General features: G+C 67.7%; 21 protein-coding genes and 1 other annotated feature. Of the genes, 9 read left to right on the top strand and 12 right to left on the bottom strand.

Annotated elements, in window-relative coordinates; all coding sequences use genetic code 11:
* The first annotated feature begins 144 nt into the window (after positions 1-144).
* Genes M9980_RS13870 through M9980_RS13845 form a run of 6 tightly spaced genes read left to right on the top strand, consistent with a single transcriptional unit; the run spans position 145 to position 8,611 of the window.
* On the top strand, positions 145-1,689 hold the full coding sequence (locus tag M9980_RS13870) for a DUF389 domain-containing protein (protein WP_250754983.1): 1,545 nt from the start codon (positions 145-147) through the stop codon (positions 1,687-1,689).
* Positions 1,686-2,963, top strand: a complete 1,278-nt coding sequence (locus M9980_RS13865; protein WP_250751946.1) for a cation:proton antiporter — start codon at positions 1,686-1,688, stop codon at positions 2,961-2,963. The genes M9980_RS13870 and M9980_RS13865 overlap by 4 nt, the downstream gene beginning before the upstream one ends.
* Positions 2,960-4,369 (top strand): DUF2254 domain-containing protein, encoded by a 1,410-nt coding sequence (locus tag M9980_RS13860; RefSeq protein WP_250751944.1) that lies wholly within the window; start codon positions 2,960-2,962, stop codon positions 4,367-4,369. The genes M9980_RS13865 and M9980_RS13860 overlap by 4 nt, the downstream gene beginning before the upstream one ends.
* Positions 4,366-5,574 carry a hypothetical protein gene (locus tag M9980_RS13855; protein ID WP_250751942.1) on the top strand — a complete coding sequence of 403 codons (1,209 nt, stop codon included), beginning with the start codon at positions 4,366-4,368 and terminating at the stop codon, positions 5,572-5,574. The genes M9980_RS13860 and M9980_RS13855 overlap by 4 nt, the downstream gene beginning before the upstream one ends.
* Positions 5,571-6,929, top strand: a complete 1,359-nt coding sequence (locus M9980_RS13850; protein WP_250751939.1) for a chloride channel protein — start codon at positions 5,571-5,573, stop codon at positions 6,927-6,929. The genes M9980_RS13855 and M9980_RS13850 overlap by 4 nt, the downstream gene beginning before the upstream one ends.
* Positions 6,926-8,611 (top strand): SLC13 family permease, encoded by a 1,686-nt coding sequence (locus M9980_RS13845; protein ID WP_340689105.1) that lies wholly within the window; start codon positions 6,926-6,928, stop codon positions 8,609-8,611. The genes M9980_RS13850 and M9980_RS13845 overlap by 4 nt, the downstream gene beginning before the upstream one ends.
* Positions 8,612-8,659: 48 nt before the next feature.
* Here M9980_RS13845 and M9980_RS13840 read toward each other — a convergent pair whose 3' ends face one another.
* From M9980_RS13840 to M9980_RS13825, 4 genes are all read right to left on the bottom strand, one after another.
* On the bottom strand, positions 8,660-10,156 hold the full coding sequence (locus M9980_RS13840; RefSeq protein ID WP_250751937.1) for a SulP family inorganic anion transporter: 1,497 nt from the start codon (positions 10,154-10,156) through the stop codon (positions 8,660-8,662).
* A gap of 61 nt (positions 10,157-10,217) precedes the next feature.
* Positions 10,218-10,273: a sequence feature (sul1 is cis-regulatory element that is thought to sense ions involved in sulfur or methionine metabolism; They are found in Alphaproteobacteria), on the bottom strand.
* A 54-nt stretch (positions 10,274-10,327) separates the two neighbouring features.
* The gene (locus tag M9980_RS13835) at positions 10,328-11,098 is read right to left on the bottom strand and encodes a sulfite exporter TauE/SafE family protein (protein WP_250751935.1); all 771 of its coding nucleotides are present in this window, start codon (positions 11,096-11,098) and stop codon (positions 10,328-10,330) included.
* A 5-nt stretch (positions 11,099-11,103) separates the two neighbouring features.
* Entirely contained in the window at positions 11,104-11,622 is a 519-nt protein-coding gene (locus M9980_RS13830; protein ID WP_250751932.1) for a rhodanese family protein, read from the bottom strand.
* A gap of 4 nt (positions 11,623-11,626) precedes the next feature.
* Positions 11,627-11,944: an ArsR/SmtB family transcription factor gene (locus M9980_RS13825; RefSeq protein ID WP_250751930.1), complete on the bottom strand. Its 318-nt coding sequence runs from the start codon at positions 11,942-11,944 to the stop codon at positions 11,627-11,629.
* A 68-nt stretch (positions 11,945-12,012) separates the two neighbouring features.
* On the opposite strand from M9980_RS13825, the gene M9980_RS13820 reads away from it, so the two are divergent.
* Positions 12,013-12,882 carry an MBL fold metallo-hydrolase gene (locus tag M9980_RS13820; RefSeq protein ID WP_250751927.1) on the top strand — a complete coding sequence of 290 codons (870 nt, stop codon included), beginning with the start codon at positions 12,013-12,015 and terminating at the stop codon, positions 12,880-12,882.
* Positions 12,883-13,092: 210 nt separating this feature from the next.
* Here the strand turns inward: M9980_RS13820 and M9980_RS13815 are convergent, their stop codons facing one another.
* The 5 genes from M9980_RS13815 to M9980_RS13795 form a co-directional block, all read right to left on the bottom strand.
* Positions 13,093-13,962: a hypothetical protein gene (locus tag M9980_RS13815; RefSeq protein ID WP_250751925.1), complete on the bottom strand. Its 870-nt coding sequence runs from the start codon at positions 13,960-13,962 to the stop codon at positions 13,093-13,095.
* Between the two features lies 1 nt (position 13,963).
* Positions 13,964-16,468, bottom strand: a complete 2,505-nt coding sequence (locus tag M9980_RS13810) for a fimbria/pilus outer membrane usher protein (protein ID WP_250751923.1) — start codon at positions 16,466-16,468, stop codon at positions 13,964-13,966.
* Positions 16,469-16,586: 118 nt separating this feature from the next.
* A complete protein-coding gene (locus M9980_RS13805; protein WP_250751921.1) occupies positions 16,587-17,342 on the bottom strand; it encodes a fimbrial biogenesis chaperone in 756 nt (251 codons plus the stop codon).
* A 72-nt stretch (positions 17,343-17,414) separates the two neighbouring features.
* Positions 17,415-17,882 (bottom strand): hypothetical protein, encoded by a 468-nt coding sequence (locus M9980_RS13800; protein ID WP_250751919.1) that lies wholly within the window; start codon positions 17,880-17,882, stop codon positions 17,415-17,417.
* Between the two features lie 107 nt (positions 17,883-17,989).
* A complete protein-coding gene (locus tag M9980_RS13795; protein ID WP_250751917.1) occupies positions 17,990-18,676 on the bottom strand; it encodes a helix-turn-helix transcriptional regulator in 687 nt (228 codons plus the stop codon).
* 219 nt (positions 18,677-18,895) lie between these two features.
* On the opposite strand from M9980_RS13795, the gene M9980_RS13790 reads away from it, so the two are divergent.
* The gene (locus tag M9980_RS13790) at positions 18,896-20,179 is read left to right on the top strand and encodes a sensor histidine kinase (protein WP_250751915.1); all 1,284 of its coding nucleotides are present in this window, start codon (positions 18,896-18,898) and stop codon (positions 20,177-20,179) included.
* On the opposite strand, the gene M9980_RS13785 is transcribed toward M9980_RS13790, so the two are convergent.
* Entirely contained in the window at positions 20,096-20,707 is a 612-nt protein-coding gene (locus M9980_RS13785; protein WP_250751913.1) for a response regulator transcription factor, read from the bottom strand. The genes M9980_RS13790 and M9980_RS13785 overlap by 84 nt on opposite strands.
* Positions 20,691-22,196: a sensor histidine kinase gene (locus M9980_RS13780; protein WP_250751912.1), complete on the bottom strand. Its 1,506-nt coding sequence runs from the start codon at positions 22,194-22,196 to the stop codon at positions 20,691-20,693. The genes M9980_RS13785 and M9980_RS13780 overlap by 17 nt, the downstream gene beginning before the upstream one ends.
* 110 nt (positions 22,197-22,306) lie before the next feature.
* Here M9980_RS13780 and M9980_RS13775 point away from each other — a divergent pair, with 110 nt between their 5' ends.
* Positions 22,307-22,942, top strand: coding sequence for a peptidylprolyl isomerase (locus M9980_RS13775; protein WP_250751909.1), 636 nt, complete (start codon positions 22,307-22,309; stop codon positions 22,940-22,942).
* A gap of 317 nt (positions 22,943-23,259) precedes the next feature.
* Here M9980_RS13775 and M9980_RS13770 read toward each other — a convergent pair whose 3' ends face one another.
* The gene (locus M9980_RS13770; RefSeq protein WP_250751907.1) at positions 23,260-23,862 is read right to left on the bottom strand and encodes a TlpA family protein disulfide reductase; all 603 of its coding nucleotides are present in this window, start codon (positions 23,860-23,862) and stop codon (positions 23,260-23,262) included.

The raw sequence follows: 23,862 nt of genomic DNA, 5'->3' as shown, positions 1-23,862 counted from the left end.
CTTGCCTATCCAAGCGCGTGGATCATTTACTGAAGTTCCCGCCGTTCGAGCCGTCGAGGCAGACACGATCGGCTGGCCAGCCTAAATGTGCTTGATCTGGTGATTGTGCACGGGTGGAATGGCATGGCGGGAGCGACTGGCACGATGCAGGCAGGTAGCGACCGGGTTTTCGATCGCCTGCGCGGCTTTACGCTGTACCGGTGGTGGCGGCGGCGGGTCGTCGCACCGGTCGACCACGAGGCCGTCGTTGCGCGGATCGCCGCGGAAAGCGGTTGGTCGCCGCGCTACGCCTTCATGACGATGATGTCGGCGGGCATCGCGGTGCTGGGGCTCTTGTTGTCGTCCCCGGCCGTCGTGATCGGCGCGATGTTGATCTCGCCGCTGATGAGTCCGATCCTCGGCTTCGGATTCAGCCTCGCGCTGTTCGATTTCGCCGAGATGCGCCGGTCGCTCTTCGCACTAGCCGTCGGGTCCGCCGTGGCGATTGCCTTTACCGCGCTGATCGTCACCGTCTCGCCGCTCCAGGCACCGACCGCGGAGATCGTCGCGCGGACGCGGCCGAACCTGTTCGACCTCGGCGTTGCGCTGTTCGCGGCGCTGGCGGGCAGCTTCGCGATCATTCGCGGGCGGGGCGAGACGATCGTCGGCGTCGCGATCGCGACCGCGCTGATGCCGCCGCTTGCCGTCGTCGGCTATGGCTGTGCCACCGGAAACCTGCCGGTGCTCGGCGGCGCACTGGCCCTGTTCGTCACCAACTTCATCACCATTGCGCTCTCGGCGACGGTGATGGCGCGCTACTATGGGTTCGGACACCATCTCTCGACGCGACAGAGCTGGACGCAAACTGTCCTGCTGCTGCTGGTGTTCGCGGTGATGGCGGTGCCGCTGGGACTGGCGCTCAACCGCATCGCGCGCGAGGCGCTGACAGTGTCGCAGGTGCGCTCGCTGCTCAATGCGCGGTTCGGTGACGATGCACGCGTGACGCAGCTCGAGGTCGCGTTCGACCGCGATCCGATCACGGTTCGGTCCGTGGTGATCGCGCCGCGCGCGCGAATGCAGAAGACCGCAACCCTCCAGGCCGCAATCGAGCAATCGCTCGGCAGGCCCGTGCGGCTCGATATCGACCAGATCATGCTGGAAGCCGGGGCCGACGCGCTCGAAGCGCAGCGCGAGGAGTTGCGCCAGGCGGGAGCCGCGCCCGAGATCGAGGCGCAGCGCATGACTGCGCTGGCTCGCATGATCGGGCTCATCACCGGAGTTTCCGCCGACGACGTGACGATCGATCGCGACCACCGCAGGGCAACCGCGGCGGCCGTCCCGCTGCCCGGCGCGACGATCGCCACCTACCGCACGCTGGAAGCCCGCGCTGCTGCGGAGGCTGACGGCTGGAGCGTGGCGATCGTGCCACCGCAGGGGCCGCTCCCCGAAATCGCCTTCGCCGACAATGCCGACACGCTGGATGCGGCGGGACGAGCCGCGGTGCTGACCTCGGCCTGGGCCGCGCGGCGATGGAACGTGGCCGCGCTCGCGGTGCCCGGCCTGCCGGCGGGCGACACGCCACGGCGCTTGAGCCTGACACAGCGGCGCGCGCAGGCCATCGCCGCCGTGCTCGCGACCCAGAGCATCGCGGCGGTCGGGGCACCGGCCGCTGGACAGCGCTTCACGCTGACGATCGGGGTCGCTCAGTGATCGGCGGTCTCGCGCTCACGCCGTTCGACGCAGCGGCGATCCTGATCGCGCTTGCCGCCGTGCTCGGTTACGTCAACTATCGCTTCCTGAAGCTGCCGTCGTCGATCGGGCTGACTGTGATGGGGGCGATCGCGTCGCTGCTCGTCGTTGCGATCGATCGCGTCCTGCCGGGGGCCGACTTCTCGAACGACATCGTGCGGTTCATCGAGGGAATCGATTTTCATACGACGCTAATGGACGGGATGCTGTCGTTCCTGTTGTTTGCAGGCGCGCTCCATGTCGACTGGCACGAGCTCCAGCGCGGACGCTGGCCAATCATCGTGCTGAGCACGATCGGCGTGGCGCTGTCGACCGCACTGGTCGGCGGCGGGTTCCTGCTGCTTGCGCGGGCGGTCGGCTTCGAACTCCCGCCGATCTGGTGCTTCGTCTTCGGCGCGCTTATCAGCCCGACTGATCCGGTGTCGGTGATGGGCGTGCTCAAACGGGCGGTGGTTTCGCCGACCCTGGAGGCGACGGTCGCCGGCGAAAGCCTGTTCAACGACGGCGTCGGCGTGGTCATCTTCACGATCCTGCTGGCGTCGGCGCTGTCGGGGCAAGCCTTTTCCGTCGGCCATGCCGCCGAGCTGTTCGCCGTGGAGGCAGGGGGCGGCGTGGTGCTGGGCCTCGTCATCGGCTGGATCGCGTTCCGGATGATGCGCTCGATCGACGACTACAAGGTCGAAGTGCTCATCAGCCTCGCGGTCGTGATGGGGGGCTACGCGATCGCGCGGCCATTGCACGCCAGCGGCCCGGTCGCGATGGCGGTTGCGGGCCTCATCATTGGCAACGCCGGCGTCGCCCACGCGATGAGCGCCACGACGCGCGACTATCTGCACAAGTTCTGGGACCTGATCGACGACATTTTGAACACCGTGCTGTTCCTGCTGATCGGGCTCGAGGTGGTGACGATCCCTGGCGACCTCAGGCTGGTGGTGCTGGGCGTGGCGGCGATCCCGCTGGCGCTCGCTGCACGCGCGCTGTCAGTGCTGCTTCCGCTCAGGGCGATCCGGCCCACGCATCGCTACGGCTTGGTCGCGCCGGTGACGCTGATCTGGGGCGGTCTGCGCGGCGGCATATCGATCGCGCTGGCGCTGGGTCTGCCGGACGGTCCGGCGCGTTCGGTCATCCTGGCGGCGACCTATGTCGTCGTCCTGTTCTCGGTGATCGTGCAGGGCGGCACGATCAAGCGGGTGCTGCAGCGACTGAACACGACCGAGGCGGAGATCGACACGTGAAAGCCCGCCTGCTGCGCCTGTCGAACGACCTGCGCGAAAGCTACTGGTTCGTGCCGACGGTGATGGCGATGGCCGCGCTGCTGCTGGCGTTGGCGATGGTCTATATCGACAGCCACGCCGGCTCGACCTGGATGGACGGACTGCCCTGGCTCTATGCCGCCCGGCCGGATGGCGCGCGAAGCCTGTTGTCGTCGATCGGCGGCTCGATGATCGGTGTCGCCGGCACGACCTTCTCGGTGACGATCGCTGCGGTGGTCTATGCCTCCGGACAATACGGCCCGCGGCTGCTCAGCAACTTCATGTCCGATCGCGGCAACCAGGTGACGCTTGGCACATTCATCGCCACCTTCGTCTATTCGCTGATCGTCCTGCGCACGATCCGCTCGGCCGGCGAGAGCGGAGCGGGGACACCGGCGTTCGTGCCGCAGCTCGCGCTGCTCGTGGCGCTGATCCTTGTCCTCTGCTCGATCGCGGTGCTGATCTTCTTCATCCACCACGTGCCGATGCGGATTCACATCAACAATGTGATCGAGCGCATCGGCGATCGGCTCATCGAAGAGATCGACCTGCGCTTTCCCGTGTTCGTGGGCGTTCCTCTCGACGAAGGGACTGACGGCCCGCGCGTGCCGACCGCCTTTCGCGCGGATGTCGGCCGCACCGAATACGAGCGCCGAGCCCCCGTCCGCGCCAAGCATACCGGCTATATCCAGCTGATCGACGAAAGCACCCTGCTGGACGCCGCGCGTGACCACGACCTCATCCTTCGCCTCCAGTATCAGTCGGGGGATTTTGCGCACAAGGGCAGCGTGCTGCTGGAGGCGTGGCCCGCCGAACGCTGCGACGAAGATACCGTCAAAGCCCTGCGCGGCGCGTTCGCGGTCGGATCGCGGCGCACCGCGCTGCAGGATTTGCGCTTCCTGATCGACGAACTGGTCGAGATCGCTGCCCGGGCGCTGTCGCCCGGCGTCAACGACCCGTTCACCGCCAACAGCTGTCTCGACTGGCTAGGGGCCGCGATGGCGGACCTCGCCCGGCGCGACCTGCCGTCGCGGTTGCGCGCCGACGAGGACGGAGTGCTGCGTGTGATCGCACATCCGATGACCTTCGCCGGCTTCATCGATCGCGCTTTCGGCGCATTGGCGCAATATGCCAGCGCCGACATGATTGCCGGGAAGCGCTTCCTGAACGCGCTGGGCGACGTCGCACTCAGCTGCGACGATCCGGGGCGGATCGCCACGCTGGCGCGCCACGCCGGCGATTTCCGTGCGCTTGCGGACGGTTCGCTAGACGGAGCCTGCCGCGATGCCGTGCTATCGCGCGCCGACGACCTGCTCCGTGCGCTTGCGGAACCGGATTACAAGCGTCGCGTCCGCGACGGCAATGCCTGGTTGGGAGGAACCGCATGATCGTCACCATTGCTCTGGTCGTCGCCGTCGTCGTCGCGGCGGCGCTGACGTTCGGCAGGTTCGCGCGATCGGACGGCTGGCGGGCGACGGTGACTCCGCTCGCCTCGATCATCGGATCGGGCTTCCTGATATGTGGGCCGCTGCTCGCGCGCGAATTCGGTGGCGCCGCGCTGGGCGCGATGGCCCTGCTGCTGGCGATCGCCTATGCCGCCGGCTGGGTGATCCGGTTCAACATCGTCCATGTCGAGCCGCACCTGGCCGCGGCGCGATTCAACGATCCGGTCGCTTGGCTCGCGCGGGTCACACAGGGGGTGCTGGCCCTCGCCTATGCCGTATCGGTCGCCTATTATCTCAAGCTGCTGGCCGAGTTCTCGCTGAAGCCGATCGCGATCGATCCCGCGTCGCAGCCGCTGGCAGCCAACATCATCGTCACCGTCTTGATCGTGCTGATGACGCTGCTGGCGCTCGGCGGCAACCTGCGAAAGGTCGAGCATCTCGCGCATGGCACCGTCTCGATCAAGATCGGGATCATCGCAGGCCTGCTCGCCGCGCTGGGCATTGCCTGGGCCATGACCGGCGCAGGCGATCCGCTGCCGCCGCTCAAGCTTTCCTTCGCCAGCGTGCCGATGCTGCTCGGCCTGCTCATCACGGTGCAGGGGTTCGAGACGTCGCGCTATCTGGGCCACGCCTACCCGACCGAATTGCGGGTCCGCACGATGCGCCATGCGCAGTGGATCTCGTCAGCGATCTACCTTGCCTTCATCGCGTTGCTGACGCCGTTCCTCAGCCGCGCCGCCGCGACCGAGGGCGTGGCCGGCATCCTCGACATCATGGAGCTGATCGCGCCGGCGCTGGGGATATTCGTCCTTGCCGGTGCGGTGTCGAGCCAGCTGAGCGCGGCCGTCGCCGACTCGATCGGATCGGGTGGACTGGTAAACGAAGTGTCGCGCCGCAAGATCAGCGTGCCGCTCGCCTTCGCGCTGGCGGGGGCGCTCGCCATCATCGTCGTGTGGCTGACCGACCCCTTCGAGGTCGTTGCGCTGTCGTCGCGCGCCTTCGCGCTATTCTATGGGCTGCAGTGCGCGCTGGCGCTGATCGTCTCGATCAAGGACGGAAAGGGGACCACCGCGCAACGGATCGGCTTCGTCGCGGTCGGGCTGATATGCCTTGTCGCCACGGCAGTCGGCGCACCCGCGGAGGGATGATGGGGCCGCGATTGCCAGAGCAGGCGCGCGACCTGCTGCGCCAGCACGGACCGACGGCACCGGTGTGGCGGCGCCGCGTGGCGATCCTCGGTGGGGCGGTGACGATCGGTCTGGTCGCGCTTGCCTTCGCGCATCTCGCCGACTGGGCGGGAGAGCGCTTCATCGCACTGGTCGCGCGGTGGTGGTGGGCGCCGCTGATCGTCACGCCGTTGGGATATGCCGCCATCGCTTGGCTGACCGCGCGTTTCGCCCCGGCAGCGCGGGGATCGGGGATTCCGCAGGTCATGGCGGCAACCCGCGATCCGGATCACGCGATGGGCGCGCTTGTCTCGGCGCGGACAGTCATCGTCAAGCTCGTCCTGACGATTGGCACTTTGCTGGTCGGGGCATCGACTGGCCGGGAGGGACCAACCGTACAGGTCGCTGCCGCGATCATGGGCTATGCCCATCGGCTGATGGCGATCCCGCTGAGGGCGTCGGTGTTCATCGCCGGTGGAGCGGCCGGCGTTGCCGGCGCCTTCAACACGCCGCTCGCCGGGGTGGCATTTGCGATCGAGGAACTGGCCGCCGCCTACGAGCAGCGCATGACGCTGCTGGTCATGACCGCGGTGCTGATCGCCGGCATGACCAGCCTGGGGCTGTCGGGCGACTATATCTACTTCGGGGTCATGCGTCAGACTCTGTCGGTTCGCGAGACGATGCTGGCTGCTCCTGTGGCAGGGGTGCTGGGCGGGTTGATGGGCGCGTTCTTTTCGCGCGCTGTACTGGCGACCGGCAGGACGCGCTGGGCGGCAGTCGCGCGGGCGCGCGCACGGCCTGCGCTCTTCGCGGGATCGCTCGGTCTCATCGTGGCAATCATCGGCGTCGGTAGCGGCCTGACCTGGGGAACCGGGTACGGGGCTGCGCGAGCGATCATCACGGGTGCCGACGTGCCGCACTGGTTCGGGATCGCGAAGCTGGCGACGACCCTGGCAACGGCGGTTTCGGGCATGCCGGGCGGCATCTTCGCGCCTTCGCTGGCGGTCGGCGCGGGCGTCGGCGATATGCTGCGCTGGCTGTTTCCGACCTATCCCGCCGGCGCGATCGTGCTGCTCGGCATGGTCGCCTATTTCACCGGCGTCGTCCGCGCACCGCTGACGGCAGTCATCATCATTTCCGAGACGACCGCCAGCCGCGGTTTGATGATGCCGCTGCTCGCGTCGGCATTGATTGCCGACGTCGTGGCGCAGGCAGTCTCGAAGGAGCGGCTCTACCACGCGCTCTCGCAGGCTTTCCTGCCGCCTGGGGATCCACGCGAGCCTGAAAGCGACGCCCCTGATGCTCCTATCGGCTCAGCGCGGAGCGATGGGAATTGAGCCGCCTGCTCACCGCCCCGTCCGCCCACGCCATCGGCGCGATGCTGTTGACCGCGGCGATGTTCTACGGCTTCGTATCGGGCCGCGCGCGGGTGGAGATCATTTCGCTCCTGACGATCAGCGCGATTGCGCTCGGGCTCTACTGGTTCCCACTGCCAGGCCAGGCTCCCACCGATGGGCTCAAGCTAGCGTTCGAGGGTTTCGGCCATTACGCGCTCATCACGATCTGTGCGCTGATGGTGCTGGGACGCGGGCTGGTCACCACCGGCGCACTTGAACCGGCAGCACGGTTGCTGACGCGGGTTTGGCAGTTCAATCGACAGATCGGCTTGCTCGTCACACTGCTGCTGGCGTTCGGCATGAGCATGATGGTCAACGACACGCCGGTGCTCGTCCTGATGTTGCCGGTGATGGCAGCCATCGCGGCGAACGGCGGATTGCCCGCGTCACGCACGCTGATCCCGGTGAACAGTGCGGTGCTGATCGGCGGCATGTCGACGACGATCGGCACCTCGACCAACCTGCTGGTCGTATCGATCGCCGGCGACCTCGGCCTACCGCCGATGTCGGTGTTCCACTTCACGCCGATCGTGTTGCTGGCGGCGCTCGTGGCGTTGCCGTTCATCTGGCTGGTTATGCCGCGTCTGCTACCCGACAATTCGGTCGAGGCGGGGCACGAACCACGCCGTTTCACGGCGATGCTGCGGCTGGGTGAGAATTCGTTCGCCCGTAACCTGCCGCGCGATCAAATGGCCGCCCGACTGCCGGCCGATGTCGAAATCCTCGGCGACGCCGCGATGGGCGACCAGATGCTGGTGCGGGCATCGCATGATGCCCTGGAGGAGACAATGCGGATTCTTGGCGCCACGGCGGCCCCCGCCTGGCTGATGGATCGACTGCACAGCGGCTATTCAAGGACGGGGGAGGACCTGACCGTCGCGGAACTTGCGGTGACGAAGGATTCGGGACTGGTCGGAAAAGGGGTGGCATCCGCGAACGTCGCCGAACTGTATAACGTCGCGATCCTTGGCGTGCATCGCGCGCATCGCCCGTGGATCGCGCAGCCGGTGGTCGAGACCGCGGTCGAAAGTCCTTTTGACGAGGGCGATATCCTGCTGGTCGCCGGGTCACTCGGCAGTATCGAGCGAATGTCGCTAGCCGAGAACATGTTTGTTCTCGACGGCGCGAAGGAACTGCCGCGCACTGCCAAGGCATCGCTCGCGCTTGCCATTATGGCCGCCGCGGTCCTCCCCGCCAGCATCGGCCTCGTGCCCATCGCGATCGGTCGGATTGTGTTAGAAAGTGGGGCAGCTAGTTGGCTGAGCGAGTTGATCGCGCTGGGACTGCAGTTCCTCCCGCCGGCGGGTGTTCTGGCTGCGGTGATGCTCTTCGTTACAATCCTTACCAATTTCGCGTCGAACACCACGGCGGCGGCGGTGGGCACACCGATCGCCTTCAGCCTCGGGCAACAATTGGGGATCCCCGTCGAGCCGCTGGTCCTTGCCGTGCTGTTCGGCTGCAACCTTTGCTACGCGACGCCGGTCGACTATCAGACCAACATGCTGATCATGTCGGCCGGCGACTACAGGTTCAAGGATTACACCCGCACCGGCCTGCCGCTCGTTGCGATCATGGTGGTCACCCTCTCCGGTCTGCTCGTCCTGCGCTACGGCCTCTACTGAAACGCAAAGCGGGGGGGCCGAGGCGCTAGACGATAGATCTCGACCGCGTCAGTGCGGTGCCAGACCCATTTCGACCCCTGTTTTGTCGTGCAGCGCGAACCGATCGACGAGGTCGGCACTGGCGCGGTTGTAACCAGCCACTTCGACACTTCGGCCATCGCGCCGCAGACGAGCAACAATCTTATCGAGCGCGCCCACACCTGAGATATCCCAGAAATGGGCGTCGGTAACATCGATGACAATTTCGCGGGCTTTTTCCTCAATCTGAAACGCCCGCGTGAAACGATCGCCCGACGCGAAGAAAATTTCACCGGTCACGCGATAGGTTGCCCGCTCGCTATCCGGCGTCGCAAAGCGCTCGACGGCAAACATCTGCTGAACCTTGCCGGCGAAGAAGATGCCGGAGAGGAGGACGCCGGCGAGGACGCCCAACGAAAGGTCATGGGTCGCGACCACCACCACCACGGTCGTCAACATCACGACCGACGACGTCGGCGGATGACGGCGCAAATTCACGATCGAGTTCCAGCTGAACGTGCCGATCGAAACCATGATCATGACCGCGACCAGCGCCGGCATCGGCACCTTGCCGACGAATGGTCCGAGAACCGCTAGCAGGAACAGGAGAAACGCGCCGGCAACAAAGGTCGATAGGCGTCCCCGCCCGCCGGAAGTGACGTTGATGACCGACTGGCCGATCATCGCGCAACCGCCCATGCCGCCGAAGAATGCGGCGATGATATTCGAACCGCCCTGACCCGCACATTCGACGCGCTTGTCGCTGTCGGTGTCGGTCATGTCGTCGACGATCTGGGCGGTGAGCAGCGATTCGAGCAGGCCGACCGCCGCCATCGTCAGCGAGTAGGGCAGGATTATCCTCAGCGTGTCGAGCGAAAGCGGCACGTTCAGCAAAGCGAGACTGGGCAGTCCTTCGGGCAGCTTGCCCATGTCGCCGACTGTATTGACGTCCAAACCCATGCCAATGCTGATCACGCTAAGTATGAGGATTGCGACTAGCGGCGACGGCACGGCCTTGGTGAGGCGAGGCAGGCCATAGATGATCGCGAGCCCTCCAGCGACCATCGCGTAGGTTTCCCAGCCGACGTTTGTGAGCTGGGGCAGCTGCGCCATGAAGATGAGGATGGCCAACGCATTGACGAAGCCGGTGATAACCGACCGCGATACGAATTGCATGACGAGATCCAGACGAAGCAATCCCGCAATGATCTGGATGAACCCCATCAGGATCGTTGCGGCAAACAGATACTCGACTCCGTGCGTGTGAACGAGCGGGAAGACGAGAACGGCGACGGCGGCAGTCGCCGCCGAGATCATGCCGGGCCGCCCGCCAATCAGCGAGATCGTGATGGCGATGGCCACCGAAGCGTAAAGGCCGAAGCGCGGATCGACGCCGGCGATGATCGAGAAGCCGATCGCCTCGGGAATGAGCGCGAGCGCAACGACTATGCCCGCCATGATGTCGCGGCGGGCGGCGGCGCCGTCGGTGAACCACTGGCGGCGATAGGAGACGATATCGAAAGTCATGGGAATCCACATCAGGGCACATGACGCAGCTATCCGCGGCGCAGTCTGGTTGCATGTGTGATGTTGTCCGGCGGATTGGCGGCCGGCATAGCCACCCGGGATTTCACCGGGTCCTTGCGATTGGCGCGGCTCTTACCCGGGGAAGCAGGCGCAAGGCAACCCGTGCTGCTATCAGAGAGATGAGGCGACGACGTAGAGACCGACGCCGATCACGATGACGGCGAACAGCCGCTCGAGCAGGCCCTTGCGCGCGGCGAGCAGCCGACCGGCCGCGATACCGCCCAGCGTGCCAAGGATGCCACCTACGATCAGCAGCGCTGTGATGCGCCAGTCGATGAGGCCGGAAACGGCATAGGACGATGCCGTCGTCAGGCCGAGCGCGGTCACGACGACCAGCGACGTGCCGATAGCAATTGACAGCGGCATCGCCGTCGCCAGGATCAGGCCGGGCACGATCAGGAAGCCACCCCCGATCCCGAAGAATCCGGCGGCGAGCCCCACGCCGAGGCCGATCGGGACCAGTCGCGGCAACAACATCGCGGCACTGTCGCGAGTCAGCCGGACGTCCGGAGCCTCCGCCGTGCGGCGCTTGCGGAACATCGACAGCCCGACGCCGATCATCAGCACGCCGAACAGTGCGAGCAGGCGCTTGCCGTCGACCGCCTTGCCGAGCTCTGCGCCCAGCGCCGCGCCGACGACACCGGCGAGCGCGAACACGCTCGCGCAGCGCCACTTCACCCGCCCCGCACGCGCGTGTCCGATCAGGCTGGCCAGCGCGTTGGCGGTGACCGCCACCGCCGCCGTGCCGATCGCGGCGTGCGGCGACCCGATACCGACGACATAGACGAGCAGCGGAACTGCCAGGATCGACCCGCCCCCGCCGACCAGGCCAAGAACGAGCCCGATGAGCCCGCCGGACGCGAGGGCGAGAACGGTCTGCATGATCGTCAGGCCGCCGCGCGCCGGTTCCAGGGCATGATGCGCAGTAGATTGGCCATGCCGCACCAACCCGTCACACCCGCGAACATCAGCCCAGCCCCGACGAACGCGGACAGGCCGAAGAAGCCGGGGGCGACGAACAGGCCGAGCAGCACGCCGGTCAGCACCAGCGCGCCCGCAGTGATCTGCACCTGCCGCATGATTTCCAGGGGCTGGGAGCGATCGGCGATCGTTGGCAGGCCGGCGCTCCGCCATGCATCGATCCCGCCGTCGAGCAGGAACGCCGGCGCGTCGCCGACGACTGCCCGTAACTGCGCCGCGTTGGCGGCGGTCCTCATGCCCGACCGGCAATGGAACACGACGGGACGCCCGTCCCGCGGCAGGTCGGCAATGCGGTCGAGCGGCACGTTGGTCGCCCCGGGAATGCGCTCGCGCGCATGTTCGTCGGCGCCGCGGATGTCGATCAGGCGCGCGCCGCTGTCGATCGCGAGGCGGGTATCGGCAGGCGAAAGGGCGTTTACGGTCATCGGATTAGTCCTTGCAATAGAGCTGGTAGAGGGTGGCGAGCAGCGTCTCGACGCGGGGATCGGCGATCCGATACCAGAGCGTCTGGCTCTCCCGCCGAAAGGCGACGAGCCCCTCGTCGCGCATCTTGGCGAGGTGCTGCGAGCATGCCGACTGCGACAGCCCGACGTCGCGGGCGAGGTCGCTGACCGTCACTTCGCCTTGCTCGACCAGCTTGCACAGCAGCATCAGCCGCCGCGCATTGCCAATCGCCTTCAGCGTATCCGCGACTGCACCGGCCTTCGCCTCGAACGTCGTCATGTCCATCGGCGGCTTGAGCATCATAATTACTCCATAAGGTATTGCTTATGTAGCATTCTCTAATATATTAGCAAGAGCTAACGGAGGAAATCATGACCCAGCCCTTCATCGAGGCGTTCTTCGACGAGCCGACGAACACGATCAGCTATCTGGTCGGTGACCCAGCCACGCGCGTCGCCGCGGTCATCGATCCGGTGCTCGATTTCGACCTGGCGAGCGGCGAGGCGGACACCCGCTCGGCCGAGCGGATCGTCGCCTTTGCCGCCGAGCACGACTGGCGGATCGAGATGGTGCTGGAGACGCACGCTCACGCAGACCACCTGTCCGCCGCGCCGTTCATGAAGGCGAAGACGGGCGCGTGGATCGGCATCGGCGCCCACATCCGCGATGTGCAGAAAATCTTCCGCCCGGTCTTCGCGATGGACGATCTGAAGACCGACGGGTCGGACTTCGACCGCCTGTTCGACGACGGCGATCGGTTCATGATCGGCGGGCTGGAGGTGGAGGTGCTGCACGTTCCCGGCCACACCCCTGCCGACGTCGCGTATCTGATCGGCGATGCAGCCTTCGTCGGCGACACGCTGTTCATGCCCGACTACGGCACCGCCCGCGCGGACTTCCCGGGCGGTGACGCACGGACGCTGTACCGTTCGATCCGCCGCCTCCTGTCGCTGCCAGCCGCGACCCGGCTGTTCCTGTGTCACGACTACAAGGCACCCGGGCGCACCGAATTCGCCTGGGAAACGACTGTCGGCGAGCAGCGGCGCGCAAGCGTCCACGTTAATGACGGCGTGAGCGAGGACGACTTCGTCGCGATGCGCGAGCAACGCGACGCCGGATTGTCGGTGCCCAAGCTCCTGCTGCCGTCAATTCAAGTCAACATCCGCGCTGGCCGTTTCGAGGAAGCGGAGGCCAACGGCGTGACCTATCTGCGTATTCCGGTGAAATGGTTAGCAAAGTGAGATAGCAGCGTGGCTACTCAACTGGCGGTTTCGTCTGAACGTGCGCAACATCGCGCGCACATCACCCGCGGTTTACGGAAATTGTCCAACGATCTGAGTGCCAATTTTTGTCCTCTATGTGGCACCATTTTTCCGATGCGCCGGCCCCCGCCCGATCCAGGTCGGCGGGAGATCGTGTGGCATATGGCTTCCCCCTTTCGGATCGCTCCCTTACGGCGAGACGTCGATCACCACCGTGTCGCTGTAGCGGCCGGCGACCGCGCCGGTGACGTCGGGGACGCGGACCGCCAGTTCGAACGAGGCGCCGCGCAGCGAGGGCGGGGCGTCGATGGCGATGGTCGCCGGCGCGGCAAGGTCAACCGGGCGCCCGTCGAAGGTCATCGCATAGGCGATCCGCCCGCTCGCCCCGGTGCTCGCGAGATAGCCGTGCTGCTGCGAGGTGAACGACAGATGCGCCTGGGTATTGCCACGCAGCTGCAGGAAGGCGCGACCGCTGCTGCCGCTGCGCAGTTCGCCGAGTTCGATCGTCGCAGCATCGGACCCGGAGTCATAGGCGACGGCGGTGCCGGCAAGGTTGATCTGCGCCCGCGCGACGCTGCGCAGCGCCACCGCGCCGGTCGACGGCGGCCCGCCCTCTACCGGCGCGCGGACCTGCACCTTGACCGGCTGGACATAGTCGCCCGGCGGCAGCACGCCGTCGCCGGTGCTTTCGAGGTACCAGGCGATCTCGGCATGCGGGCTGGCGGCGGTCAGCGCCACGCTCGCCTCCGCCGGGTCGGTACCCTCGCGCACGTTCGCGCCGGGCCGCAGCCGCGGGCGGAACGCGACCGCGGCGCCGGGACCGAACGTCAGGGTGCGCAGCGGCGACGCGCCGTCGTCGGTCAGCACCACCGCGGTGTCGCAGGCGTCGCCGTCGACCAGGTCGACCGACACGCGGACCCATCCCCCCGCCGCCGCGACGACGAACGGGTCGTAGGCGATCGGCACCGCATTGACCGGCCCGAGCCGCACCGTGCAGGCGGCGGCAGGCGTGGCGGCCAGCGCGGCGATGCCGGCCGCCACCAGCACCGCGAGCGGCACCTTATTGCGGGATAGCTTTCGCAGAGAGCTTTCCGACATCGACCAGTCCTTCGCTCTTGGAACCGATCGCGAACCGCGCGACCTCGGTCGTTCCGATCATCATCCGGTAGGTGCCGGGCTCCAGGCTATCGACCGCGAAGCGCCCGGCGGCGTTGGTGAAGAAGGGACGGGGTTCGGACTTCGGCCCGCCGATCCGCTCGACGACGCCCGACATCGTCGCGATCGGCCCGTCGGGACCGATCAGATATCCGATCGCGACCCGCGACGCGTCCGAGCCGACCGGCACGCGGTAGCCCGAAAAGGCGCCGGGGAAGGCCGACAGCCGGCTTTCGCCCAGATCATAGCCGGTCGGCACCGGATCGACCTCATAGGTCTGGAGCACGGGGCTGAACACGCGGTTGAACGGCGCGATCGGCGCGCCCAGCCAGTCCTGCCTGGCGACGACCAGCCCGGATTCGTCGCGAACCGTGATCGCGGCCCCCTTCAACGAGCGGTGCCGGTCGTAGATCGCGAAATTGCCCGTGGTCGGACGCCCGAGCGCGATCGAGCCGTCGGCGATGCCGACGAATGTGGAGGCGCGCACGATCGTCTCCCGCGTGCCGATGCCGTTCGGATTCTGCGCATAGAAGAGGCTCTGTTCCAGCCCGGCGATGAAGCGGTTGCCGAAATAGCGCGCGTCGCCGGCCAGGCCGATGCGGTCGTGTTCGCGGACCAGTTGCACCCTTCCCGACACGTCGCCGACCTGGTCGAGCGGGTAGCGGCTGATCTCGCCCACCACCGCGCCGCGGCGGGTGTCGGCGCGGATCGAGGCGGTCGTGCGCTGGCCGAGCTGCACCGAGATGCCGAGCAGCGCACGCGGGCGCCAGCCGTTCGTGCCGAGCTTCTCGAACCCGCCGCCCCCGCTGAAGGCCACGCGTCCCCGCGAATAATAGCCGGTGAGTTCGATCCGCTGCTCCTCGGTACGCGACCGGTTGCGCGCCAGCGTCGAGGTGAGCGCCAGCGACAGCGGCCCGCGGCGCCAGTCGGCGCGCGCATCGATCCGCCACTTGTTGTCGTTGACCCGCCCCAGCCGGTCGAAGGGCGATGCGAAGTCGCGGCTGAACAGCGTCGACAGCACCGTGAAGCTCCACGACGTGCCGCCCCGGTCGAAGCTGTGCAGCCAGTCGAGGCTGACCGCGTGGCCGGCGCGGCCCGCGACGTTGCTGGCGCTACCTTGCAAGCGGAACAGGCCGAGCGGAGTCCCGACCACCGCCTCGCCATTGGTCTGCCAGTCGCCGGCGGCATATTGCCCCCCCGCCCCCAGCGTCAGGTTGCCGCCGATGCCGCGCCGGACGTATCCGGTCGCGGTCAGCGGCCCGCCGTACACGGTGCGCACGCTTTCCCGCCTGCCGAGCGCGAAGCCGAAATCGGTGAGCCCGGGGGCGAGCATCGCGGTGGCGGTGAAGAACGCCGCCGAGGCGACTTCGCGGCGGCCGAGGTCGTCCTGCACGAACAGCCGCACGTCGTTGGCGCCCGATGCCGCCGACAGGTCGGTCAGCTGGTAGCGGCCCGAATCGAGCTGCAGCCGGCGCGTCTCGATCCCGTTCACCTCGACGATCACGGTGGACGGCCGCTCCAGCGTGATCCCGCCGCGGCCCGAGGGGCGGATATTCTCGAACGGGCGGATGCCGGCATAGTCGCGCGCGACGCCGATGCCGAGCATCCGCGCGCCGCCCTGGAAACCGGTGAGCGCCGGATTGAACTCGCCGGCGACATAATGGATCGCCTTTCCGAAATCGTCGTAGCTGACGCGAGTCTGCGCGCGTTCGAAGGTGTAGCGACCGCCCGGGACTTCGGTGAACAGGCCGCCGCTCTGCAGTGTGACGCCGGGGAACCTGCCGACCGTCAGGAAGCCGTCGGCACTCAGCAGCAGCGGCGCGCGCCCGGTGTTGGGGCCGCTTTCGATGAAGCGTTGGGTCGCCCCCAGCGCCACGCCGCCGGCATAGCGCGCCTGCGGCATGTAGCGTCCGGGTTCGGGCGTCTCGCTGCCACGGAAACTGACGGTCTGCGACAGCATGCGCGCCGGCGGCAGGGTGACGCGCACCTCCAGCGTCGCGGGGTCGTACACGATGGTCATCGGGTCCACCGACAGCCCGTCGAGCGGTACCCGCGCGCGTCCGGCGATCCGCGCGGTCAGCCCGGCGCGCAGTTCGGGATCGAGCAGGCCGCCGAGCAGCGCCGCGAGCCGTGCCGCGTCGATATCGCCCGATCCTGCCGCATCGGCCTTCACATCGATCTCCCCGACCAGACGGTCGTTGACGAGCAGGGGCGCCAATATGTCGACCTGTCCGCGCGGCACGATCGACCGTGGCGCCGGCGCATCCTGCGCGTCGGCTGGCGTCACCGCGCCCGAGCGGGGGGGAGGCCCGGGCGCCGTGACGCGCTCGTCGCCGGCCAGCGGGGCCGGATCGACCATGAGCCGGGGCGACGCGGTGCCGGCGCCGGCGATGCCGGCTGCGGCTGCCATGTCCGTCGCTCCGGCGATCCCGGGCGCAGCGGCGATCGCAGCGACCGCCACCGTCGTCATCAGGCGGCGCGTGATCCCGCGCCGGCGTCGTCCCACCCCAGATCGAGGATATGCCTCGCTACGATCGCCGCGCTCCATTTTTGTCCCCCGGTTGCGTCAGGACCAGCCGGGCCGGTGTCCTGATCTTGTCCGACAGCGCGATGTCGCGGCTATGCCCGGGTTCGAGGAAGATCGCCTCGCCGTATTTCACCTGGTCCTGCGCGATCGCTTCCTGCTTGCCCGCGCGGTCGAGCCCCCAGGCGACGCGGGTCAGATCGGCCACCCCGACGCCGGTGTTGGTGATGCGGCCGCGCAGGATGCCGTTGGCGTCCGGGGCCAGATCGCGCTCCACGCTGATCTTCGGGGTCATCTCGCGCGGCTGGACGATGGCGGTCGTGTTGAAATTGACCGACATCTTCAGCTGGGTCTGGGTCTGCGCGGCCGGATCCTGCGGCTTCACCAGGTCGATCGTGTTCATCTGGCGCACGCGCAGGACATAGACCTTGCCCTTGGCCAGCGTCGGCGCGCCGACGTAGCGGACCTGGAACAACTGGCTCTTGTCGCCCTGGATGCTCGCCTGCGGCGGGAAGATCAGGAAATCGTCGGGCGCGGGCGTGAAGGTGCGCTTGCCCGCATCGTCGGCGACGACCGAATAGGGCTCGATCTCGACGTTGAGCAGGCCTTCCTTGGAATTGGTGATGGTGATCCGCGCGCTCGCGCCCGATCCGGACGGCGTCAACGAATAGATCATCGGCTGGACGCTGTAGGCATAGGCCGCGGGCAGCGACACCGTCGCCAGCGTGAGCATCAGGCCGATCCGGACGTGCGATCGCATCACCATTCCCCCCATCAGAAAAAATGGCCAGGACCGCCGGGCGCCCCCCGACGATCCTGGCCGGACCGACCGTCAGGCGACGGTCATCACCCAGGTTTCGGTGTACGAGCCCGCGAGGAACGCGGTGTTGAGCAGCGTCACCGAGAAGTTGCCCGGCAGGCCGCCGGCGACATTGGCGTCAGGCGCCCCGATCACCGAGCTCTGCGGCGCGCCGGTGAAGTTCACCGCGTTGAACGGCAGCAGGCCGCCGTCGAGGTCGAGCGTCAGCAGATAGTCGAGGTTCGTCGGGCCACTGAAGAATCCGTTGAGCGGATCGACCGTGAGGCTCTTGGTCCCCGGGATGTTGCACTTCACCACCACGCCGGCGATGTTCTGGATGGTCGCCTTCTGGGCATCGAACGACCGCGCCGTCGAGGTGACCGAGCAGACCGGCGTGACCGAGCCCGAGGTGGTCAGCGTATCGGCGTTGGCCGTGCCCGACAGACCCATCGCCCCGACCGATGCCAGAACGCCCATTGCGAAAAGCTTGGAGATCGACATATCAATTTCCTTAATGCTGTGTGAATGCCCCCATCGGGCAATTCCACTTAGGACCAGTCTTTTGGTCGATCTTCCCCGAGATTATCTATCATCGCGACTGACGCCGATCAGCTAATAGATTTCATTACGTAGTATACCTGAAGCACCCGGCGCTGCGCCTCGGCAGCTGTTCTTACGCCGATCTTCGCGTAGATCGCGCGGATGTGCGAACGGATGGTGTGGATCGACAAGCCGAGCGAGCGCGAGATCTCCTTCGGACAGATCGCCTGGGCGAGCCCCTCGAGCACCGGCGCCTCGCTGTCGCTGATGCCGAATTCGTCGGCGACCATCGACAGGTCGATCTCTCCGTCCAGGCGGATTTCGCGGGCGCGGACGTGGAGCAGCTCGGGCGCGCCGGGGATCGGCCGCACCATCACCGCCAGCCAGCGGTTCGGCGCGATCTGGCGCACCTGCGTGCCGATGCTGGACCGCAGCGACGGGGATGACGGATAGCCATGCCGACCGACGCCCCGCGCCAGCCCCAGCCGCTGCTTGGCATCGATCTGCAGCAGGCCCGAAAACACCATGCCGCGCGCCGCGTCGTTGGCGTGGCGCAGCGTCCCGTCGATGTCGATGACGAAATTGGCGCTGGTGTCCGACTCGAAGCACAGGCTGCGTTCGTCGACCAGTTCCGGAATGATCGCCGGTTGAACCGAACCGTTCTCCATCAACATATGCACCGGCAGCGCCCCCGCTTCGCACAGCACAACATTGCGACAGGACGTCGCCGGCTGCGCCATAGTGCTATTGTTCAATTTGTATAACCGGATACCCCGGACAGGGACGGCCCGGAATCAGGACGAATACCTAGTCAATCGACGTGAGCAGCCCGGATGATGGCGCGCGGTCGCGGCGTTGCGTACGACGGATGCGGGCCGGGCGGACCGCTGGCGCCGCCGGCATCTTCAGCAGTCGGATCGTGGCGTCGGATCGGCGCGCCGGACCGGCACGGGGCACGGCAGCGGGAGGCGGGCATGGACATCCACGAGATCGCGGGCTGGACCGCCACCGATACCGCGCGCGGGGCATCGCCGGTTGTGATCGCGCAGCAGGTCGAAACGCCCGCCGAATCGCCCGCCCAGCCACTCGCCGCGCCTTCGGCCCAGCAGCCGTCCGGTGCGCTGCCCGACCACCTGCCCGGCACGCCGGGCGTGGTTCCGGTCGCGGTGTCCTTCGCCGCCGATGGCACAGCCCGAGTCGATGTCGCCGCCGAGTCGCTGCTGATCGAGCAGGAACCGGTAGTGTCGGCCATCCTGGCGGATCAGGGGCAGCCGGCGATCGCGCTGGCCGAACTGGCGTTGCCGCTGTGCCTGGTCGACCGCGCCGGCGCGATCCTGTGGGCCAATGCGCCGTTCTGGCTGCTGGCGCCGGGCGCAGAGGGCATCGCCCGCGCCGGCACGATGCTCGCCGCGCTGATCGACCCGGTCGATCGCCACCGCCTGACCCTGCCCGTGACCCAGCCGGTGGAGCTGCGATTCGCCGATGCCGGCGGTCCCGGGCGGCGGCACGAGCTGCGGCTGGCGGGACGCCCGGCGATCGCCGCGGACGGCGGTCGCGCGACGAGTCTGCTGGCGGCGATCGATGTCGAGGACCGCCGCGCGGAAAGCGATTTCGACGCGGTGCTGCGGCAGGAACTCGGCCACCGGTTGCGCAACATCGTGACGTTGATGGCGGCGCTGACCACCGACACTTTGGGCCGCCACCCCGATGCCGCGGGCGTCGCGCGGCTGCTCGACCGGCTGCGCTCGCTCCAGACCGCGGGCTATGTCGGCAACGAGGTGCTCGCCGCCGACTGTTCGGTGGCGCGGATCGGGCGCCGCATCCTCGACCGTTTCCACGATCCCGCCGACCGCCGCGTCCTGATCGAGGGCGACGACGTCGCGGTCACGCGGCGGTGGGGCAACACGCTGGCGCTGATCCTGCACGAGCTGGCGACCAATTGCGTGAAACACGGCGCGCTGTCGGTCCGGGCGGGCATGGTGACGCTGCGCTGGTGCCGGATCGCCGAGCCCGACCGCACGATGCTGCACGTCGAATGGCGCGAGATCGGCGGCCCGCTGGTGCGCGAGCCCGCGGCGCGCGGGCAGGGACTCGATTTCATCGACCGGGTGCTGTCGACGTCGAAGGGCGCGCACGCCGCGTTCCGCTTCGCGCCCACCGGCTTCGTCTGCCAGCTAGACCTGCCGATTGAGCATCACCGGCGCAGCCGACACATCGTGGCCGAGCCCCGCCTCCACGCCCAGCCGCACCAGGCGTGACAGGCTGCTCGCCTGCATCTTTTCCATGACCTTCGCGCGGTAGATCTCGACCGTGCGCGGGCTGATGCCGAGTTCCAGCGCGATCCGCTTGTTGGTGGCGCCGTCGACCAGATAGACGAACACCTCCAGCTCGCGCTTGGTGAGCGAGGCGAGCATGCGCCGCGCCTCCGACTGGTCGGCGGCGGCGCAGTGGCGGATCGCCGAGACGATCGCGTCGGCGACGAACGGCTTTTCGATGAAGTCCGCCGCCCCGCCCTTCAGCGCCTGCACCGCCAGCGGCACGTCGGCGTGACCCGTCATCACCACCACGGGGTCGGTGCGATCGTGCGCAGGCAGCGCCGCGAGCAGCTCGATTCCCGTCATCCCGGGCATGCGCACGTCGGTCAGGATGATGCCGGGGACCAGCGCGGGCAGCGAGTCGATGAACGACTCGGCGGAGGCGAACGTCCGTGCATCGAACCCCTCGGCAGCCAGCAACATAGCGAGCGAGCGGCAAACTTCCGCATCGTCGTCAATGATGTACGTCACTATCCTGCCAACTGTCACTATCGCCCCCCCGCTGCATACTGTGCTTGAGCGTCAGGCAGAAACGCGCCCCCTTTGGTCCACTTTCGTACCATATTCTGCCGCCGTGCGCTTCGATAATCGTCTTCGAAATGGCGAGGCCCACGCCGAGCCCCAGTCCCTTGGAGGTATTGAACGGCTGGAACAGCCGCTCGCGGATTTCCGGGGACACGCCGCCGCCGGTATCGGTCACCGACAGCTCGATCTCGTCGCGGGGCAGCGGACGCGCCGCGATGCGCACGTTGCGTTCGTCGCGGTCGGCGACGGCTTCCGCGGCATTGCTGATCAGGTTGACCAGCACCTGCTGAATCTGGACGCGGTCGGTCCAGACGAAATGCACGCCGTCGGCGATGCGCGTGGTCAGTGTGACGCGCAGGTCGTTGAGCACGAAATGGCCGAGCTGCGCCGCCTCGCGCACCACGTCGTGGATGTCGAGCCACTGCGGCGCGAAGGGTGCGGCGCGGACGAAGGTGCGCAGACCCTTCAGTATCTCGCCCGCGCGGACGATCTGGGTGACCGTCGCATCGACCGCCGCGAGCGCAGGCGCCGGTGCATCGCCGCGCGCGACCAGATGCGACCGCGCGGCACCCGCATAGTTGGCGGCGGACGCGAGCGGCTGGTTCAGTTCGTGCGCGATCGCCGACCCCATCGCGCCCAGCGCCGCCGCACGACCCAGCTGCGCGACGCTCGCCTGCACCTCGGCCATCGCCTCCGCGGTACGGCGCGCCGGCGTCTCGTCGCGCAGATAGACGGTGATGAGCTGCGGGCTGATCGTCTGGAAATGCGCGACCGCAATCGCCAGGTGCAGCTGGGGCCGGTCGCCGCGCGGCTGGCCGATCACCGACGGCGATCGCTGCGCGGTGGCGACCAGCCGGTCGACATAGGCGGTGGGCGAGGCGCCAGGGGCTTCGGGCAGCGCGATAAGATCCTGGATCGACAGCGATTCGCGGTCGGCCTCGTCGATCGCGAACAGCTCGACTGCGGTCTTGTTGATGGCCAGGATCGCGCCTGCCCGGTCGATCACCATCATCGCCGCGGGCAGCGTTTCGAAGATCGACTGGAGATACTGGTCGCGCTTCGTCAGCCGCTCGGTCTGGAGCGCCTCGCGCCGGCGCGCGCGCATCAGCAGTTCGCCGGTAACCGCCAGCACGACCGAGAAGACGCTCAGAACCACCAGGTTCAAGGTCTCCACCGGCGGCAGGTCGCGGGAGACCAGATGGCCGAACACCAGCATGAGCACGGTCGCGAGCAGCGCCGGCCCCGCCCCGCCGATCCAGGCGCTGGCCATCACCGCGCCCAGCCCGAACAGGAACGGCATCGCGACGCCGAAATAATGGACCAGCGCCGCCGTCATCGCGCCCGCGACGCACGCCGCCGCGCAGGCGAACACATAGGCATGCAGCCGGGACTGCACGGCGCCCGCGCGATCGATGGTAGCCAATAGGCGCTTCATGTGCCCTGCCCCGCGCGAGGTGCGCTGCGACGAGTGTACAGCAAGATGCGCGCCGCCAGAAGCCGATGCATCGCTTCCGCTAACGGCGGCGGCGCACTAGGCTGGGACACATGATCCGCCGACTCGCCTCGATCGCAGCGGTGCTGGTGCTGACCGCCCAGACTGCCCCGCCCGTTCCGCCGGCCACGCCGCCCGCTCCGATCGCGGCGCCCGCGCCACTGGCACCGCAGCCGCAGCCTGCGCTGGTGATGGTGCGGCTGACGACGACCAAGGGGCCGATCGTGCTGGCGCTGGAAAAGGAGCGCGCGCCGGTCACCACCGCCAATTTCCTGCGCTACGTCGATGCGAAGCGGTTCGACGGCATCGCCTTCTACCGCGCGATGAAGGTGTCATGGGGCGGCGGGCTGATCCAGGCGGGGGTGCGCGAGACGCCGAAGCTGTTCCCGCCGATCAGGCACGAGCCGACGAGCCTCACCGGCATCCACCACAGCGAAGGCGCGATATCGATGGCGCGCAATGCGCCCGGCAGCGCGACCGCCGACTTCTCGATCATGGTCGGCGACATGACCGGCCTGGACGCATCGCCGACCGATCCCGGCTTCGCCGCGTTCGGCCATGTCGTCGAGGGGATGGACGTGGTGAAAGCGATCCTGGCCTCGCCCACCTCCCCCACCAGGGGCGAGGGGGTGATGAAGGGCCAGATGCTGGAGCCGACCGTCAAGATCCTGACCGCGCGGCGGCTGTAAGGTCGGGTCCGGCGAAGGTTCGGAAAGTTCCGTGAAACGGGGTGGTATGGGAACTTTCGGCGAGGTCTGGGGACGGGGTGCGCGGGGCCGGTCGAATCGGGGACTGGCTGGGACCATCGGTCGAGTGAACCAGATGGCGGCGGTGTAGGACAGCGTTTGTTTGGGGTGGGGTGATCCGGGGAGCGGGGGCTTCATCGTGAGGCCTGTGTGCTGACGCTTTCGATTGGGCGGGGGCCAGCGCCGCTGCAATCCTCCCCTGAAGGGGAGGTGGCTGGCTTTAGCCAGACGGAGGGGTGTCGCGGTATCCGGATGGCGAGCTACTGCGCCGTCGCGATCGCCTCCGCCGCTTCCTCGCCCGACCAGTCGCGGTCACCGACCACGCGCCACACTTCCTTGCCGGCGGCATCGTAAAGGATCGTCGTCGGCAGCGTCGCGGTGACGCTGGGGAGCCACGCCATCTTTGCATCGGTATAGGCGGTTGCCGCCTTCAGTCCGCGCTTGGCGACGAACGGCGCGACCTTCGATGCGTCGGTGTCCTGGCTGAGCAGCACGACCTGGAGCTTGCCGCCTTCCCGCGCGGCGAGTGCGTCGAGGGTCGGAAGTTCGCGGATGCAGGGGATGCACCACGTCGCCCACAGGTTGACCAGCACCGGGTTGCCGCGGAAATCGGCGAGCGTCTTCGTGGCGCCGGACGGGTCGGCGAAGGCGTGCGCCGGCGCCGCTTCGCCCTTGTGGCTCGCATCGAACGTCCCGGCCTTGGGCGCGGCGGGGCCGGCGGTCGCCTCGTCGGGCTGGACTTCGTCGGCGCTGGCGACGTTGGCTGCGTCCAGCACGTTGCCTTGCGAGCCCGGCGCCGATTGCCTATCGCAGCCGCCGGCCAGCAGGGCACACAGAAGGACCGGGACGATCGTCGAGCGCAT

This window comes from Sphingomonas donggukensis (assembly GCF_023674425.1).
GTDB classification, from domain to species: Bacteria; Pseudomonadota; Alphaproteobacteria; order Sphingomonadales; family Sphingomonadaceae; genus Sphingomonas; species Sphingomonas donggukensis.
The sequence above is the reverse complement of the archived record's forward strand: the minus strand, read 5'-3'. Positions and strand labels throughout refer to the sequence as shown.